This window comes from Candidatus Hydrogenedentota bacterium (genome assembly GCA_012523015.1).
Taxonomy (GTDB): domain Bacteria; phylum Hydrogenedentota; class Hydrogenedentia; order Hydrogenedentales; family CAITNO01; genus JAAYBJ01.
In genome coordinates this window covers 1-15,135 of record JAAYJI010000085.1, presented here as the reverse complement: position 1 = coordinate 15,135, position 15,135 = coordinate 1, and the positions used below count along the sequence as shown (strand labels likewise).

The window sequence follows — 15,135 nt, the reverse complement described above, 5'->3', positions numbered from 1 at the left end:
GGGAGTCTGCGGCAAGGGTTTTTTTGTGTCGCAGCGGGGATAAAAAAAGCGCCGACGACTTGTGTGAGCCGCCGGCGTCTTAGCTTTATTAAGAGGTTATTTTCTGCGCAGTGTTCGTGCGCCGACAAGGCCGGTTAAGGCAGCGATGAGCGCCAGTCCCGCAAGTGCGGAAGTCGGAACTCCCGAGATCAAGGACAGGATGAAGATGGGTGACCATGCGGTTTCGTCCGCCACGGAATCGTAGACTTCACATTGGTATTCACCTAAATCTTCTTCCGATACGTTGCCGATGGTGTAGCTTGCGCTTATGGCGTCGGGAATCGCATTGAGCGCTTTGTCTTCCGTGTGGCGGTACCACTGGTAAGAAGGCAGACTCTGCGCTCCCGATACCGTCACGGTGAAGGTTGCCGAGGCTCCTTCTGAAACGAAAATATGTGTATTGCCAACAGCGGTGACTTGGAAGCCGGAAGGCGTTTCACCTTCGTCGGGCAAATCATCGACTATGGTGATGAGGGCATCGCATTCATCGGCGTTGCCCGCAGCATCTTCCACACGCAGGGTGACCGTTTGCGTACCGACGTCGCCTGTGTCGAAGCTGAGTTGTTCGGCTCCGTTAATCAGCATGGATGTAATAGCCACGTTATCGGTGCTTCCGTCGTCTATGGCGGCCGCGGTGATGGTAGGCGCACTCAAGTAGACCGTAATATCTTTGCAGTGTGCGGCGGGTGCAATGTCATCCACAACGGTAAGCGCTGCCGTACAGCTGTCACTATTACCGGCACTATCCGCGACTTGGAGGGTAATTTCATGTTCACCCATATCGCTGGCGCCGAAGTATAGTCCGGTTTCATCATTGATCAGCAGGGACGTAATCCCGCAATTGTCGGAGGAACCGGCGTCTGCCATGGCTGCGCTCAGGAAAGGACTGCTCAAGTAAACAGTTAGATCTTGACAAAGGGCTGTGGGCGCCGTCTGATCTTCTACCGTCAGTATCAACGTGCATGGACTTTCATGACCGACTTCATCTTTAACGGTGAGCGTCACTTCCGTCGTTTCATCGATAAGTGTTCCGGCTATAGGATCTTGCGTGAAGATGAGACTGGCGGTAGCGGTGCAGTTGTCGTGGGCTGTGATTTCGGGGATCAAATTGGGCACGGCCGCCTGACAGTTTTCGTCGCTGCCTAAGCTTCGGTCTGCAGGACAGCTGTCGATGATCGGCGCTTCGCCGACTGCGCCGCCGAGATCGGTCATGACCCTGCCTTCCTCATCCATTGTATTTTCATAAATGTCGGCTACGGTTGCGGCTACGGTAATGGTAATATCACCGCCTGTAAGCATTTCCTGCGTAGGGGACCAGTGCAGCAGATAGCTATTTCCCGTGCCTACTGTGACGGAGTTCGGATGCTCATCTAACGTGCCGCGTCCTGAACCGGATACACTGTAACTTTCGGCAGCCATTACGTTTTGGCCCATGTCTTTGTTAAAGCTAAGGGATACGGTGCTGCCGTCTATTACGCTGACGCCAAGGAGATAAGGATTTTGTGTGTCCCGTACGTGGACTATACGGGTCACTTCATTTGCGGCATTGCCGGCTTCGTCGGAAACGTTGTAGCGCACCGTATAGGTGCCGACTTGGTTCGTGTCCACAGGGTTTACTGTGACGATGGAGTCGGTCAAAGTGCCTTCACACTGATCAAGTGCAGTCGCACCGGCATCGGTATAAGTATTGCCCAGTTCAACAGTGACGTTATTCACACCACCCCGTGTAATGACCGGTTTCAAGGTGTCTTGAACAGTGACGGAGCGGGTTTGTGTGGTCTCGTTCCCACTTGCATCTTTTGCTGTGTAGGTTACGGTATAGCTTCCTACCACGTCTGTGTCTACGGGATTGTCGACCGTGACAGTTACGCTGCTGTCACAGTTGTCGACAACCGTTGCGCCGGCATCCGTGTATTTCGCGCCGCATTCCGCGGTGACATTGTTTTCTCCGTTCAGCGTGATGACAGGCGCAATATCGTCTTCCACGGTGACTTGGGATTGACAGGTGCTTATGTTGCCAGCCCCATCTTTTACGCTTAAAGTGACTTGCGTTGAGGGCATATGGCTGCAGTTAAAGACTTTGTTGGAGGCGCCATCGATCAGATATTCCACAATAGTGCCATTGTCCGCGCTGCCGTCATCAATAGCTTGGGCGTTGATTTGGGGGGCGCTGAGCTTCACGGTGAGATCTTTGCAGGTTGCGGTGGGCAGTACGTTGTCGACGGTGAAGGTGGCGCTCGGTCCCTTGGCAAGGCTGAGATTGCCCAAGGTGTCCGTGGCGGTGTTTGCTGCAATACTGATTCCCAAGGAACCATTACCGGTAATATTGTTGATGCTTACCGTTCTCGTATTGCCGGAGCCGGTCACTTGTACCGTGCCGTTTGCAGTTCCCGTCTTGTTGAGCGTGATATTGGCGGCCGCAAGGGTGCAGGCGCTAAAGCCGCTTCCCGAATCTGTGTAGGTGACCGTATAGGTAACGGGACCTGTGTTGGTGACCGATTTGGAGGGCGCGCCGATGGTGATGGCAGGCCCGTCGTTGTCGACGTTAAACACTTCGCCTGCGGTGTAGCTGACGAAGGGTTGACCGGCAATGTCACGAGCCGTGCCGCCGGAAACAAGATCAAGTCGGACTGTGCCGGTTCCGGTCGTTGTATAGCCGAGAAGCAGTTGGGTCGGATTTAATGTTGCCCCGGTCAATGTTGCCGCGGCGGTTCCTGTTGCTGTTATGGCCACATCGTCCAACCCTAGGGTCGTAATGTCAATATTATGATTGAGGCGTACTTCCCAGGCTACCACTCCCTTCGTATAGGCAGGGGGGGCAATCAACGGACTCTCGCGCTTTATGGAGGATGCTGTGGGCGGGGGCGGTCCTTGGCTGGCGGGCAGTAGGGCAATATGATCCACTTCCACAAAGGTGCCATTGCCGGTTAACGAACCGGAGCTGCCGATTTTTTGATCCGGGAAATCGAATCGGAAGCGTTCAATGGTGGTGGCTGCGTTCCACGTCGCTTTTTCCTCAAAATCTACCCAATATTCGCTTAATTGGGTATCCTTGGGGGTGATTCTAAAAAAGGCTTCATGTCCTGCAGCAAAGCCCGGAATCGTGTTGTCGTCAAAGTAGATGATTGAACCGTCGCAGCCTGTGTCATTTCTTGCAATGATTTTCATCCATCGGAAACTGCTGCGCTGCAAATTCAGGGGTTGTGAGGTCCAAGAAGGGTCTGCGGCACCGGATTCAATGTTGTATCGTAATGTGCCGTTGGAGACCTCCCAATCAGCAATTTGAACCAAGGGTTCCCAACCCTCTAAGAAATTGTCTGTGTTGAAACTCCATTCCGGAAGTGAAAAAGAACCGACGATTGTTGTGTCAGCCGTAATATCCTTAATCGTGTAATTAAAGGGTAAGACATTGCTGCGTGCGCCATTGACCAAAATAGAATAGAGGCGATAGCCGGCCGCGGGCGTAAATGTGAAGGCGGAAGAGCCGTGGGCGTACACGGTCTGTTGCGTGTTGGGTGAAACGGTGCCGTTGCCGCCGGAAATACTGGGCGTAACTTTGAAAGTTTGAGGCGTGGCCGTAGTGGTCAGCTTAACATTATCGATCATGATCGTGTTATCCCCTTGGGGCTCTGAAAATTCAAACTTGAGTACATTGCCCCATGCGAGATTATAGGTAAAAGGAAAGGAAAATGACGTAAAGCTGCTTTTTGTGGTAATGACTGTAGGACCAAAAAGTGTTTGCGTACCGAGTTTGACGGTAAGCTTCATGCCCGGGTTGCCGGTACGAAGATTGTAGTAAAAAGAAAAGGTGTGGGAGGCGCCCGGTGCCAAGCCGAGTATGGCTTGGGAGAGCGAGCCCGCCCCTTGCATACCGGAGAGTTTGCTGCCCTGTGGTATGGTTCCCAAATTGCTGGTATAGAAGGGTCCGCTCGTGCCATTCAAAATGGCTTGACCGGCGACCGTCCACCCTGAGATGTTTTGTGTGTAACCGGGACTACCCGGCAAGGGATCTACCTCAAAAGACCCATTTTTGACGAGATCTATTTGTGCAACGGCGCTTCCGATACAACAGAGCACAGCCAACAAGACGGCTGTACAAAACAAGTGCATATTTTTTGTTTTCATTTGTCTTTACCCTTCTCTTTTTTTAGACGTTGATCCTTACCTCTGCTTTGTTATACAAGTGCCTATGAATCTTGTAAAATTATAACACATTAGAATATAAAAAAGTCATTTTTTGCGGGTGGATTCAAGGGGGCGGATTCAAGGTTGAAATGCAAGCGATCCTAAAAAAGCGGACATCACAGAGATCTTCGGTACAATAGTTCTAAGCAAAAACCCGAAGGAGTCCATAATGTTCCACTGCCGCGGATCGGCTCGCTATCAGTCGGCATCAAGAGATAATGTCAAGCCCCCGCTTTTTGGATCCTGTTGTTATGAAGGTTTCTGTGTTTCATGAGCGCGCCTACTTTGGCGAATTCTTTTGGGATCCAACGTGGGTACTCAAGCCAGCACGCGTAACGCAGCGTCTTAGCGATACAAACACCTCGGGCGCGATAAATCGCGCCCCTACACCGGAAGGCTTTGTGCGTCTCCTGTCCATCGCGTCCATCCTGTCCATCGTGTCCATCGCGTCCATCGCGTCCATCCTGTCCATCCTGTCCATTAGAGGAAAACATCTCCGTCCGCCGGTTCTCAACCCTGTTTCTAGCCTCGCTTTCCCACGCCATTCTTCGCTCCGCCACGGATAACATGGCTTGTCGGCGCTTGTCAATTGTCTTATACGCCGTTGATTTGGTATCATGACAGCCTTAGATACAATCCTGCTTGCGCAGGCGAGTAGTACCTTTCCGCTCTATGGGAGAAACGAAACCCGATCTTCCCGGGGAGAGTCAAAGGCTTGTGAGAAGTGGTCATTCGACCGTGTCAGTTGTTCTAACACAGGTCGCCGCTGTTCATTCAACCAACCAAACGAGGAACTAGCTATGAAAAAAGCAGCCGTTTTAACAGCCCTTTGCCTGATTACTGCAGTCGTCACCGGCTGTGTCACTGCCGGCAATGCGCCCTCCGATGCCGAAATGATCCAGTCCACGCTGGATAACATGAAAGTCGCCTTGGAAAGCAAAAATATTGACTTGTTGATGAGCACCTTCTCTGAAGATTTTTATCATCCTGAAGTGGGCGGCAAAGCGGAAGGACGGGAATTGCTGCAGGCCGCCATTGATGCAGGCTATCTTGATGACGGTGTCGTAACTTTTGAAGATATGGAAATTGAAATGAACGAAGACGGCACCGCAACCGTCTATCCCGTTGATCTGGCGGGCCCTCCCGGAGCGGTCAGCATTGAACTGAAACTGAAAAAAGAAGAAGGGGGCTGGCTGATCCTCGAACTGGCGCCTGACGGTATCTGATCCGCGCTGATCCCTCGTCAATCAAGTATCCATCGGGACTGTACGCGACGCAAAGCCTTCCCCGGCGTTTCACACGCCTGCGGCACGGGCAATGTCGAAACAGTCCCGATTTTTATTTCAACAAGGCATAGCGCAGCAAAAAGGCCAGTGCCGTAATATACATGATGGCGTGTACTTCGCGCCAACGGCCCGCTACCGTCTTGATCAACGCGAAAGAGATACAGCCTGCCGCGATGCCTTCCGTAATCCCATAACCCAATACCATCATGGCAATAGTCAAAAAGGCGGGAAGTCCCTCCGTGATATCCTCCCATTTAACGCGTCCTAAAGGCGAAAGCATGAGAAATCCCACGGCGATCAGCGCGGGCGCTACGGCGGGATACATGGCAACATGGGCTCCTTCAATGCCCAGCGCCTGATAATAGGCGGGCCCCACATCCCTTCCCACCACCGCAATGACGGGCAGGAACAAAATGGCCGCTAAAAAGCAAAGTCCCGTCACAATGGCGGCGAGCCCCGTTCTTGCGCCTGCCGCCACGCCTGCCGCACTTTCGATGAAACTGGTTACCGTTGAGGTGCCGCAGCAAGCGCCGATGCAGGTTCCCATGGCATCGGCAAAAAATGCCCGCCCCGCACGGGGCAGTTTCCCGTCCTCGCTCATCAATCCCGCTTGTGTACTGACCCCGACTAGCGTACCGACGGTATCAAAGAGATCCAAGAAGAAAAAGATGGCAATGGCAAGCAGGGCGTCCAAGCGCCGATCCCACAATTCGCGGAATCCCAGGTTGAAGAAAGTCTGTGTAGACCAGCTGAACTCGGAAGGGGTGCTCGGAATTACTTTAAATAAAACAGACAGTCCTGCTGTGAAGAGGATACCGATTAAGATACCGCCATGAACCCGATAAACGGATAAGGTGGCAATGAGAAAGAAGCCCGCAATGACGATGAGCGGCGTGGCGTGTTTCAAATTGCCCACGGCGACCATGGTAGCACTGTTGAAAACGACGATGCCGCCCCACTGAAGCCCCACAAAGGCAATATACAGACCGATGGCAGGGCCGATAGCGTTTTTCAAACACAAGGGAAATACATCCATCACTTTTTCGCGAAACTGAAAGAGCGACAAGAGCATGAATAGGATTCCGGAAAGCAACACAATCGTCAAGCCTGACTGCCACGCAAAGCCCATGGCTCCGCAGACCGTGTAGGCGAACAGAAAATTCTCGCCCATGCCCGGTGCTAGAGCGATGGGATAATTGGCAAAGAGCCCCATGAGCAGACAGGCGCAGGCGGAGGAAATACAAGTAGCCAACACGACCGATCCAAAATCCATTCCGGTCATGGCAAGGACGGTGGGCTGCACAAAAACAATATAACTCATGGTGGCGAAGGTGGTGAACCCACCAATCACTTCACGCCGTAGGGTTGAACCGGCGTCGCCGATACCAAAATAGCTGTTAAGCATGGTTCCGCTCTCCCGATAAAAATGTAGCGTTGGTTAACTGTCCACACTATTTATTATATAGCAGATTTATCGACAAAACATGGGAGCCTCGATCTTTTTTTTAAAAAGACGAAACTTCAAAAAGGCAATGCTTCGTTCATGAGATGATCCACTAAGATTTTGAAGCCGATACCGATGAGGATGAGTCCGCCGAAAACTTCTGAGGCGGTGCCGAAACAACGGCCGAGCATACTGCCGAAAAACATGCCGAACATGGTGAGCCCCGCCGTGATAATGCCGATGAGCGCGGCGGCATACCAAAGATTAACGGACAACATGGCAAAGCTCAGCCCCACGGCGAAGGCGTCTACGCTCGTTGCCAGCGACAAAGAAATAAGATGCCATCCCCGCGTGGGATCCATACATTTTTTTTCTTTGTCCTCGCTGTCAGCCCAGGCGCCCCACAGTGCATGGAGGCCGATGCCGCACAAAAGTAAAAAGACGACCCAGTGATCGATTTCAGCCATAAAAGATACGGTATACCGTCCCGATATCCAGCCGAGCAGCGGCATCACTGCTTGGAAAAATCCAAAATGAAAGGATAGGCGAAAGATTTGGCGTGGTGTTGTGCGGGGAAGGTTGACGCTTACGCACACGGCAACGGCGAAGGCGTCCATGGCAAGTCCGACTCCCACGCCTGCCAATAACCAAAAAGGCATCGGTTGACTCCTGTTTACGTGAAAGATATAATGCAGTCAATTGTAGCGAAAATCAAGCCCTTTGATAAAGAAAACAGATCTGCTGTGCCTGCCCGCGCCGGTATTCACTGTGTAAGCATGGGTGCATGGGTCAGTTTGAGAAAATAAATGGAAGCCTTAGTACAAGCACATCCCGTGTTGCAAGCACTCGTTGCAACGCTCCTGTCAGCCGTCTCTACGTCGCTGGGCGCGGCGCCCGTATTTTTTTTCAAAGAAGTGAACAGACAAGTGCTCGACTGCCTGTTGGGCGCTGCTGCGGGCGTGATGATTGCCGCCAGTTTCTTTTCACTGCTCGTCCCTTCCGTTGAAATCAGCCGCAGTTTAGGATTCATCCCTTGGCTGCCGCCGACGGTGGGCTTTTTGTTGGGCGGCGGATGTCTGCTGCTTATCGACCATATCCTGCCTCATCTGCACCCGAATTTTTCCGATGGCGACCCGGAAGGGATGCAGACTTCGTGGCGCCGGAGCACGCTCCTCGTATTGGCGATTACGCTGCACAATTTCCCCGAAGGATTGGCGGTAGGCGTAGCCTTTGGCGCGACGGCTGCCGGTATCCCCGGCGCAGGATTCGCCGGAGCCGTCACCTTGACGCTTGGTATCATTCTTCAAAACTTTCCTGAAGGTACAGCTGTGGCGCTGCCGTTGCGCGGTGAAGGCTTGTCCAAGATGAAGAGCTTTGTTTTAGGTTCATTGTCGGGGATTGTTGAGCCTATCGCGGGAGTGGCGGGCGCTTTTTTGGTGGTCATTGCACTGCCCATTCTTCCCTTTGCCTTGGCTTTTGCCGCAGGGGCGATGATCTTTGTGGTGGCAGAAGAATTGATTCCGGAAAGTCAGCGGCAGGGAACCGACATTCCCACCATCGGCTTACTCTGCGGTTTTGCATTGATGATGATTCTTTCCGTTGCTTTCGATTGACGGAAGCGCCTGACGCGCATCAGCATCTGTTGTCGCTGTGATTGCCGTTGGGCACGAAGACGGTACAACTCATTGCTGCGTTATGGGGCCCCACGCTTCCTTCGGCATGTCCAATCCTGCGGCATAACGGGCTGCCTGTATCCAATCCGCCGTCGTTAATCTGCCGTCACCGCCTGTTTCACGGGGTGCGCAGTCGCAGCGTTGAAATTCACTTTCCGATTCCGGTATATCCAAGCCCACCACAAAGCGTCCGAGCTGCAGCCAGTCCGTAACCTTGTATTTACCGTCTCCGTCAGGACGTGGTGCCACATCACCTTCCAAGGCGAGATAGTCGTCGGTGGGAAGTACATTGCGCAGATAAGGATATCCTTGATTCAAAGGCTCAACATTGTCGTGTGCCCATATGGTTGCAAAATTCCAGTCGGCGTAGAGGAAGCCGTCGTAATAAGGCCAGGTCATGGACGCGGTGCTGTGGCCTTCTCCTGCGTTTCCGCTTTCTATTCCTGATCTTTCCACATCCCAAAAAGAGGCGCTGACACTGCCCGCAACGTTGTCGCCGACCAGTCCTCCAACAGCGCCGTTGCCTTTCAGCGTGCCCCACGCGTAACACCTTGCGATGCTCCCATCGTAAAAGTTGTATCCGGCGAATCCGCCCACGTAATAATAGCCTGATACCTTCGCTCCCGAATAGCAGTCTTGTGCAAGACCTGAGTTGTAGCCAATGCCGCCTCCTATACAAGAGGAATAGAGACCGCCCACGATAATGCCTTGGGCGTAACAGCGTTCAAGGCTGCCTTGTTTATTAAAACCGATGAGACCGCCAACATAAGAATCACCGGTGATAAGCCCGATCATACGGCTGTTTTCGACAACGCCCTTGTCGTTCTGTCCTGTCAATCCACCCACCGTGCTGACACCGGACACGGAGCCCAGTACCTGACAGTTGCGAATGGTTCCTTCCCTGTTTTCGCCTGCCAGACTGCCCACATTTTCTCGACCCACAACCCTAATTGATTGGACCTTGAGATTTTGGATGATGCCTCCTTGACCCAAGACCGAAAAAAGTCCCACATTTTTGCGGGTAGGCATGAGGATGCCGGGGTTGTGCAGGACGTATCCGGCGCCGTCAAAGACACCTTGAAAGCCCGATCCTTCGCCTATGCTTTGAAGAGGGAGATCAAGCAGATCGATATCAGAACGCAATCTTATGTGAGCAGTGAGGCTTTGTGCGTATTGACTCAGCAGGGCGAATTCTTGGGCAGTGCCGATCTTGAAAGGATCCGCTGCAGTGCCCTGTCCTGAAAAGGGGAGGACCGGATCCGCTATGAGGGGCCATGTCGGGCGTTCCCAGAGTAGACGCGGATATTCGCCTTCCACCATGACCCAATTCCAGTCGCCCCATCCTGCATTCTGAAAAACGTCCAGACTTGTCATCTCGGCAGTGCTTAAGCCTTGCCCGCTGTAACTGTCCTCTTGGCCGCTGGTCTCCCGATCCCAAAAGCTCCACAAGATTGAGCCCGGATGGTAGCCGACCAGTCCGCCCACGTGCGTTTCGCCGAATACCGCACCCCGTGCATAGCAAGCGTTGATGGCGCTGTTAAGAGAGTTCGTGCCGACGAGTCCGCCCACATAGGAGATGGCTGCAACGGAGCAGCTGCTATAGCAACCATTGACGGTTCCATCCTTGTTATCGCCAATGAGCCCGCCCATGTTTTTTTCCCCCATGACTTCTCCCGCGCTATAGCAGGCGGTCACGACGCTTCCAAATCCGTTGTACCCGATGAGTCCGCCCACTGAGGAAGAATTTGCGTTGGCAATAATTTCTGTTTCCGCATAAGAATTGCTGAGGCTGCCCATATAATTTAATCCCATGAGCCCGCCCATGTAGGAATTGCCGTCAATGGTGCTGATGGCGGAACAATCGCTGATCGTCCCCAAGTAATTACCGCCTATGAGACCGCCCACATTTTCGCTTCCCGTCAGGGAAGTGTAGCCGTTGCAATAGACCACGGAGCCGTTGTTGTTGTAGCCGATCAATCCCCCCACATTGGTATTGCCTACAACCACACCCTCTCCGTAGCAATCGCTTATCACCGCTTTTTCTGCATTACCCGCCAGTCCGCCCACGTAGTCGTTGCCCTCCATATAATAATCTTCAAGGTCAATATGATGTATGCTGCCCCCCTCGCCGAGCGCGGAAAAGATGCCCACATAGCGGCGCGTGGGTTCGATGACTTTAGCGTGACGCAGCACGTGTCCGCCGCCGTCAAAAACGCCTCGAAAGCCGCTTCCCTCGCCGATGGGATATAAGATCGTGTCAGACAAATCCAAGTCTGCGGTGATCACAATATGGGCGCTCAGCACGGCGGCGTACTGGCTGAGCAACGCAAAATGTGCGGCCGTTCCAATTTGGTAGGGAGTCGCTGCGCTGCCGTTGCCGGGGAAGGGCGGCGGTCCCGACGGAGGGATTTCAGGAAGTGTCAAAGCCTCCCATTGGAGATGGGGATAATCGCCTTCTTCCATGACCCAGCCGCGGCCCGACCAGCCCGCAATTTGAAAGGTGGAGATCTGCTGCATTTTCTCGGTAGGCAAGCCGCGCCCGCCGGTACGTTCATATTGTCCGCTGCTGTCTGTGTCCCAAAAGCTCCAGTCAATCATCCCTTCATTGGATCCGACGAGTCCGCCCACAAAGGTGCTGCCCTGCGGCGCTCCTGTGGCATAAGAGGCGTAGAGACGTCCGTAATGGCGGCCAATGAGCCCGCCCACATAGGTGGTGCCCGTAATGGAACCGGTGGCGTAGCAGTCGTATACATAGCCCCAGTTTGTGCCAATGAATCCGCCGCCTTCTCTCACAACCATGACTTCAGATGCGGCATAGCTTCGATGGATGATACCGGTGTTCCATCCGACGAGTCCTCCCGCATAATCAAAGCTTTCTACCGTACCAGTGGCGTAACAGTCGTTTATAACGCCCGCATTCACGCCGACCACGCCGCCGGCGGCGGATCTGCCGATGATATGCTGGTTTTCGACGCTGAGGCTGCTGACGGAACCATTGACGCCGACATAACCAAAGAGTCCTACATTATTTTGTTCGGGAAGATTGATATGAAGCCCGTAAATGACATGACCCTGTCCGTCGAATTGTCCGGTAAAAGCGCGGTTGGAATTGTAGCCAATAGGAATGAATCCGGCACCGTCATTCCATAAGGCACTTTCCGAAGCATCTAGATCTTTAGTGAGCACATAATCCCCGTTAAGGGGGTAGCCCGCATCATTGCCGATCTTTTGAAGTTCTCCTAAGGACGAAATAGGCAGGGGCGCCGCCGCGGCAACACTGTAGAAGAGCAAGGGCGGCAGGAGAAGAAGACAACCACATATAGCGCGTGAGTGATGGTAAATGCTCATGGCAATTCCTTTTGATGCGTCGTGAGGGGGGGCGGAAAGGGAACTGTTCCTACACGCCCTAAGCCACACGTTGCATCAGACTACAGCATGCGATCATGAAATCATCATATCGGTTTTCGGAACCATAAACAAAAGAAGTTCCCCTTGTCGAGCCCGTTTCTTTAATGGGCATTTCCGATCAAGACTTGCTTTTTGTTCCGCAGCACTTCTTATATTTTTTGCCGCTGCCGCAAGGACACGGGGCATTGGGTTCCAATTGTTCTTTCTTCGTTGTTTCAGCCCGCCGGAGCTGTTCCATAATATTGGCAGGCGCTCGGTTCTGTTGCAGTTCCTGCGCCATGAAACGCATGTAAGAATTGATATAGGCGAAGAAATGACGGTAGGCTTCGCAGAGATAATTGAGTCCTTTTTCACCGTCTGCAGTCCGCAAAAATCGATGCTTCGGACATTCCCCATGACACACAAAGTTGACGGGGCACGCACGGCATTGCTGCGGCAATCGATCCCGTTTGTCCTCACCAAAGCGCTGTTGTTGGGCGGAGCGCGCCAATTCGATGAGGGAAAGATCGTTGAGATTTCCTAAGAGATGGGAAGGATATACAAAATGGTCGCAGGAATAGAGGTCGCCGTTATATTCTAAGATCAACGCATCACCGCAGCATTCCTTGAAAAAACACAGGCTCGGTTCATAGCCCAGCCATGCTTCCAAGGCAGTATCAAAGAGCTGGATGAAGACACGGCCCACATCTTCGCGTACCCATAAGTCGAATATGCGTTGGAGGAAAAGTCCGTAGTCGCGGGGACGCACACTCCATTCCGTGACGGCTGCCTCTACCGGATCATCGGGAGCGACGAGCGTCAGCGCGTCCTCAGACGCCTGTACAACACGGCGCTCGACAATGGGAATGAATTGGATAAATCCCGAACCATGGGCACGCAAAAAGCGATACACATCTTCGGGCGCTTGTGCTGTTTGCCGATTTACACAAGCGAGAATGTTGAAGGCTACATCGTGCTCTTTCAAGAGACGCAGACTTTCCATGACCCGTTGAAAAGTGGGCCCGTCTGAGGGATCACGGCGGTAGCGATCATGAAAACGTTCCGGTCCGTCGAGAGAAAGTCCCACCAAGAAATCCTGTTCTTTGAGGAAATCTGCCCATTCGTTGTCGAACAGGATGCCGTTGGTTTGCAATGCGTTTTTAACGGCTTTGCCTTGAGCATAGCGTTGTTGGAGGGCAATGACTTTTTTGAAGAAGGGCAGCCCCGCGAGGGTCGGCTCACCACCTTGCCAAGCAAAATGAATTTCCGATTGGCGCGCCTGTGCAGCACAATGTTGTTCTATAAAGCTTTCGAGGAGACTGTCCGATATTTTCGGTTCCCGACGATGGGGATATAGTTTTTTCTTTTCCAGATAAAAGCAATAGCTGCACCGTAGATTGCACGAGGAACCCACCGGTTTGACCATCACATGAAAAGGCCGATTCGCATAAGCTGAAGAATGCATCATAAGCTGCCTATTGGTTCAGGCTAAGATCTACGGCGGCGCGGATGGCACGGATATGATCCGGACCCGTACCGCAACAGCCGCCAATGATGGACGCGCCGGCAGCGATCAAGTCGGCCGTTGCCGCGCCCATCTCTTCCGGCGTTTCAGGATAGTATACACTGCCATCGGATTGGTACTGCGGTTGGCCCGCATTGGGATGAACCAAGAGCGGCGTGTCCGGCGCTAAAGCATGCAGTTCTCCGACCAGGGGCACCATTTCCTTGGAACCCAAAGTGCAATTCACACCCAGTAAAGCAGCGCCCTCTTCCAGCATGGCAGGGACCATCTCTTCAAGAGAAACACCCATCATTGTGCGATAGCCGTGGGGCGTGTCCATAAAAGTTAAGGACGCCACAATGTCCAATTGCGTGTTTTCATGAACAGCTTTTACCGCTAAGCCCGCTTCGTCTAAGGCGGTCATGGTCTCCACGATGATGGCATCGGCACCGCCCGCTGCCAAAGCAAGGGCCTGCTCTGCGAAGCTGTCGTAAAGTTCCGTTTCCGATATGTCGCCCATGAGAAGCATTTTGCCGCTGGGTCCTATGGAAGCGAGAACCAACACATCCGCCCCGGCGCCTTCTCGGGAAAGGCGTGCTGCACTGCGATTAATTTCCACGCAGCGTTCTGCCAAGCCGTATTGAGCAAGATTGAGTGCCGTGCCGCCGAAACTGTTGGTCAAGACTATATCAGCGCCTGCCTCGGCGTACATGCTTGCAATCGTGCGCACTTCCTCGGGATGCTCAAGGTTCCATAGTTCCGGACAGTCCCCGGGTTTCAAACCGCGCGCAAAGAGGAAGGAACCCCAGCCTCCATCTGATACCAATATTCTTTTCTCGTTCAGTGTATCGAGGAGTGTTGCCATAAAAAAATCTCCCGTTTCAGAAATTATGATTAAGTTGATCTTGTTACTTTAATAAAGAAATGAAATGCAAGATAAATTGAAAATCAGGTCGACTTTATGATCGCTAATAAATTCATAGGCTTTAAGCCCCGGCTCCTATCGGGAAAAAGAGTGTATCGTCAAAGAGGAATCTTTTCTTTCTCACCTTATTATAATCTACTTTCCTCTTCTTCTTCATACCTTGATCCTATGAATATGTCTTTTCTCTTACCGTCGAAATTCGGAGATCTCCTCCATCGCCAATAACTTCCCCTGAACGCCGGCGCAGCCTTGACCGGCAGTGCTATGCAATATAAAGAAAACTCATAAATAAGGTAACACCTCTTAAGTGTTGAATCGGGCTCTCAACAAATTATGGAGATAAGTCATGAATGGGAATCAATGGTATCGGTATGTAATGGCGGGACTCATGTGTTTGTGCGGTGTAGCGCGCTACGCCGGAGCAGCAACCATAGAAATCGCTACGGTTGAAGAGTTGCAAAAGATTGGTAATGAAGGTGGCTGGCCTTTGTCAGGGACCTATATCCTTACCAATGACATTGATGCGAGCGAGACGGAGACATGGAATGAGGGCATGGGTTTTGATCCCTCTCTGACAACAACCTTGATACAGTTACCTTCTTTAAATTAGTGTAGAGGGCAAGGAGAACTGAATTATGAGAGATGTTGATGATGAAGGGTTGTTAGTTTCAAAGAATTCGTCTTTTATTTGT

The 15,135-nt window shown here is 52.4% G+C and carries 10 protein-coding genes; 4 read left to right on the top strand and 6 right to left on the bottom strand.

All coding sequences use genetic code 11. The features are described 5' to 3' along the window. Positions 1-96 precede the first annotated feature (96 nt). On the bottom strand, positions 97-4,164 hold the full coding sequence (locus GX117_04015; GenBank protein NLO32508.1) for a DUF5011 domain-containing protein: 4,068 nt from the start codon (positions 4,162-4,164) through the stop codon (positions 97-99). 311 nt (positions 4,165-4,475) lie between these two features. Here GX117_04015 and GX117_04010 point away from each other — a divergent pair, with 311 nt between their 5' ends. Together GX117_04010 and GX117_04005 are read left to right on the top strand one after the other, a co-directional pair. Beyond that, positions 4,476-4,790, top strand: coding sequence for a hypothetical protein (locus GX117_04010; GenBank protein ID NLO32507.1), 315 nt, complete (start codon positions 4,476-4,478; stop codon positions 4,788-4,790). A gap of 234 nt (positions 4,791-5,024) precedes the next feature. Further along, on the top strand, positions 5,025-5,450 hold the full coding sequence (locus GX117_04005; protein NLO32506.1) for a nuclear transport factor 2 family protein: 426 nt from the start codon (positions 5,025-5,027) through the stop codon (positions 5,448-5,450). Between the two features lie 112 nt (positions 5,451-5,562). Here the strand turns inward: GX117_04005 and GX117_04000 are convergent, their stop codons facing one another. Both GX117_04000 and GX117_03995 read right to left on the bottom strand, forming a co-directional pair. Then, positions 5,563-6,915 carry an NCS2 family permease gene (locus GX117_04000; GenBank protein ID NLO32505.1) on the bottom strand — a complete coding sequence of 451 codons (1,353 nt, stop codon included), beginning with the start codon at positions 6,913-6,915 and terminating at the stop codon, positions 5,563-5,565. 116 nt (positions 6,916-7,031) lie between these two features. Next, the gene (locus GX117_03995; protein ID NLO32504.1) at positions 7,032-7,613 is read right to left on the bottom strand and encodes a manganese efflux pump; all 582 of its coding nucleotides are present in this window, start codon (positions 7,611-7,613) and stop codon (positions 7,032-7,034) included. Between the two features lie 147 nt (positions 7,614-7,760). On the opposite strand from GX117_03995, the gene GX117_03990 reads away from it, so the two are divergent. Further along, entirely contained in the window at positions 7,761-8,567 is an 807-nt protein-coding gene (locus GX117_03990) for a ZIP family metal transporter (protein ID NLO32503.1), read from the top strand. Positions 8,568-8,636: 69 nt separating this feature from the next. Here GX117_03990 and GX117_03985 read toward each other — a convergent pair whose 3' ends face one another. The 3 genes from GX117_03985 to GX117_03975 form a co-directional block, all read right to left on the bottom strand. Further along, complete coding sequence (locus GX117_03985; GenBank protein ID NLO32502.1) at positions 8,637-11,975, bottom strand: hypothetical protein; 3,339 nt, start codon at positions 11,973-11,975, stop codon at positions 8,637-8,639. A gap of 178 nt (positions 11,976-12,153) precedes the next feature. Beyond that, positions 12,154-13,482, bottom strand: a complete 1,329-nt coding sequence (locus GX117_03980; GenBank protein NLO32501.1) for an anaerobic sulfatase maturase — start codon at positions 13,480-13,482, stop codon at positions 12,154-12,156. 7 nt (positions 13,483-13,489) lie between these two features. Continuing rightward, a complete protein-coding gene (locus tag GX117_03975) occupies positions 13,490-14,383 on the bottom strand; it encodes a methionine synthase (protein ID NLO32500.1) in 894 nt (297 codons plus the stop codon). Positions 14,384-14,789: 406 nt separating this feature from the next. Between GX117_03975 and GX117_03970 the strand changes: the two genes are divergently transcribed. Beyond that, positions 14,790-15,053 (top strand): hypothetical protein, encoded by a 264-nt coding sequence (locus GX117_03970; protein NLO32499.1) that lies wholly within the window; start codon positions 14,790-14,792, stop codon positions 15,051-15,053. Positions 15,054-15,135 lie beyond the last annotated feature (82 nt).

Excerpts from the sequence above, each read along its gene's own strand:
- GX117_04015 (NLO32508.1), bottom strand. The coding sequence starts at position 4,164 with ATGAAAACAAAAAATATGCACTTGTTTTGTACAGCCGTCTTGTTGGCT.
- GX117_04010 (NLO32507.1), top strand. The coding sequence starts at position 4,476 with ATGAAGGTTTCTGTGTTTCATGAGCGCGCCTACTTTGGCGAATTCTTT.
- GX117_04005 (NLO32506.1), top strand. The coding sequence starts at position 5,025 with ATGAAAAAAGCAGCCGTTTTAACAGCCCTTTGCCTGATTACTGCAGTC.
- GX117_04000 (NLO32505.1), bottom strand. The coding sequence starts at position 6,915 with ATGCTTAACAGCTATTTTGGTATCGGCGACGCCGGTTCAACCCTACGG.
- GX117_03995 (NLO32504.1), bottom strand. The coding sequence starts at position 7,613 with ATGCCTTTTTGGTTATTGGCAGGCGTGGGAGTCGGACTTGCCATGGAC.
- GX117_03990 (NLO32503.1), top strand. The coding sequence starts at position 7,761 with ATGGAAGCCTTAGTACAAGCACATCCCGTGTTGCAAGCACTCGTTGCA.
- GX117_03985 (NLO32502.1), bottom strand. The coding sequence starts at position 11,975 with ATGAGCATTTACCATCACTCACGCGCTATATGTGGTTGTCTTCTTCTC.
- GX117_03980 (NLO32501.1), bottom strand. The coding sequence starts at position 13,482 with ATGATGCATTCTTCAGCTTATGCGAATCGGCCTTTTCATGTGATGGTC.
- GX117_03975 (NLO32500.1), bottom strand. The coding sequence starts at position 14,383 with ATGGCAACACTCCTCGATACACTGAACGAGAAAAGAATATTGGTATCA.
- GX117_03970 (NLO32499.1), top strand. The coding sequence starts at position 14,790 with ATGAATGGGAATCAATGGTATCGGTATGTAATGGCGGGACTCATGTGT.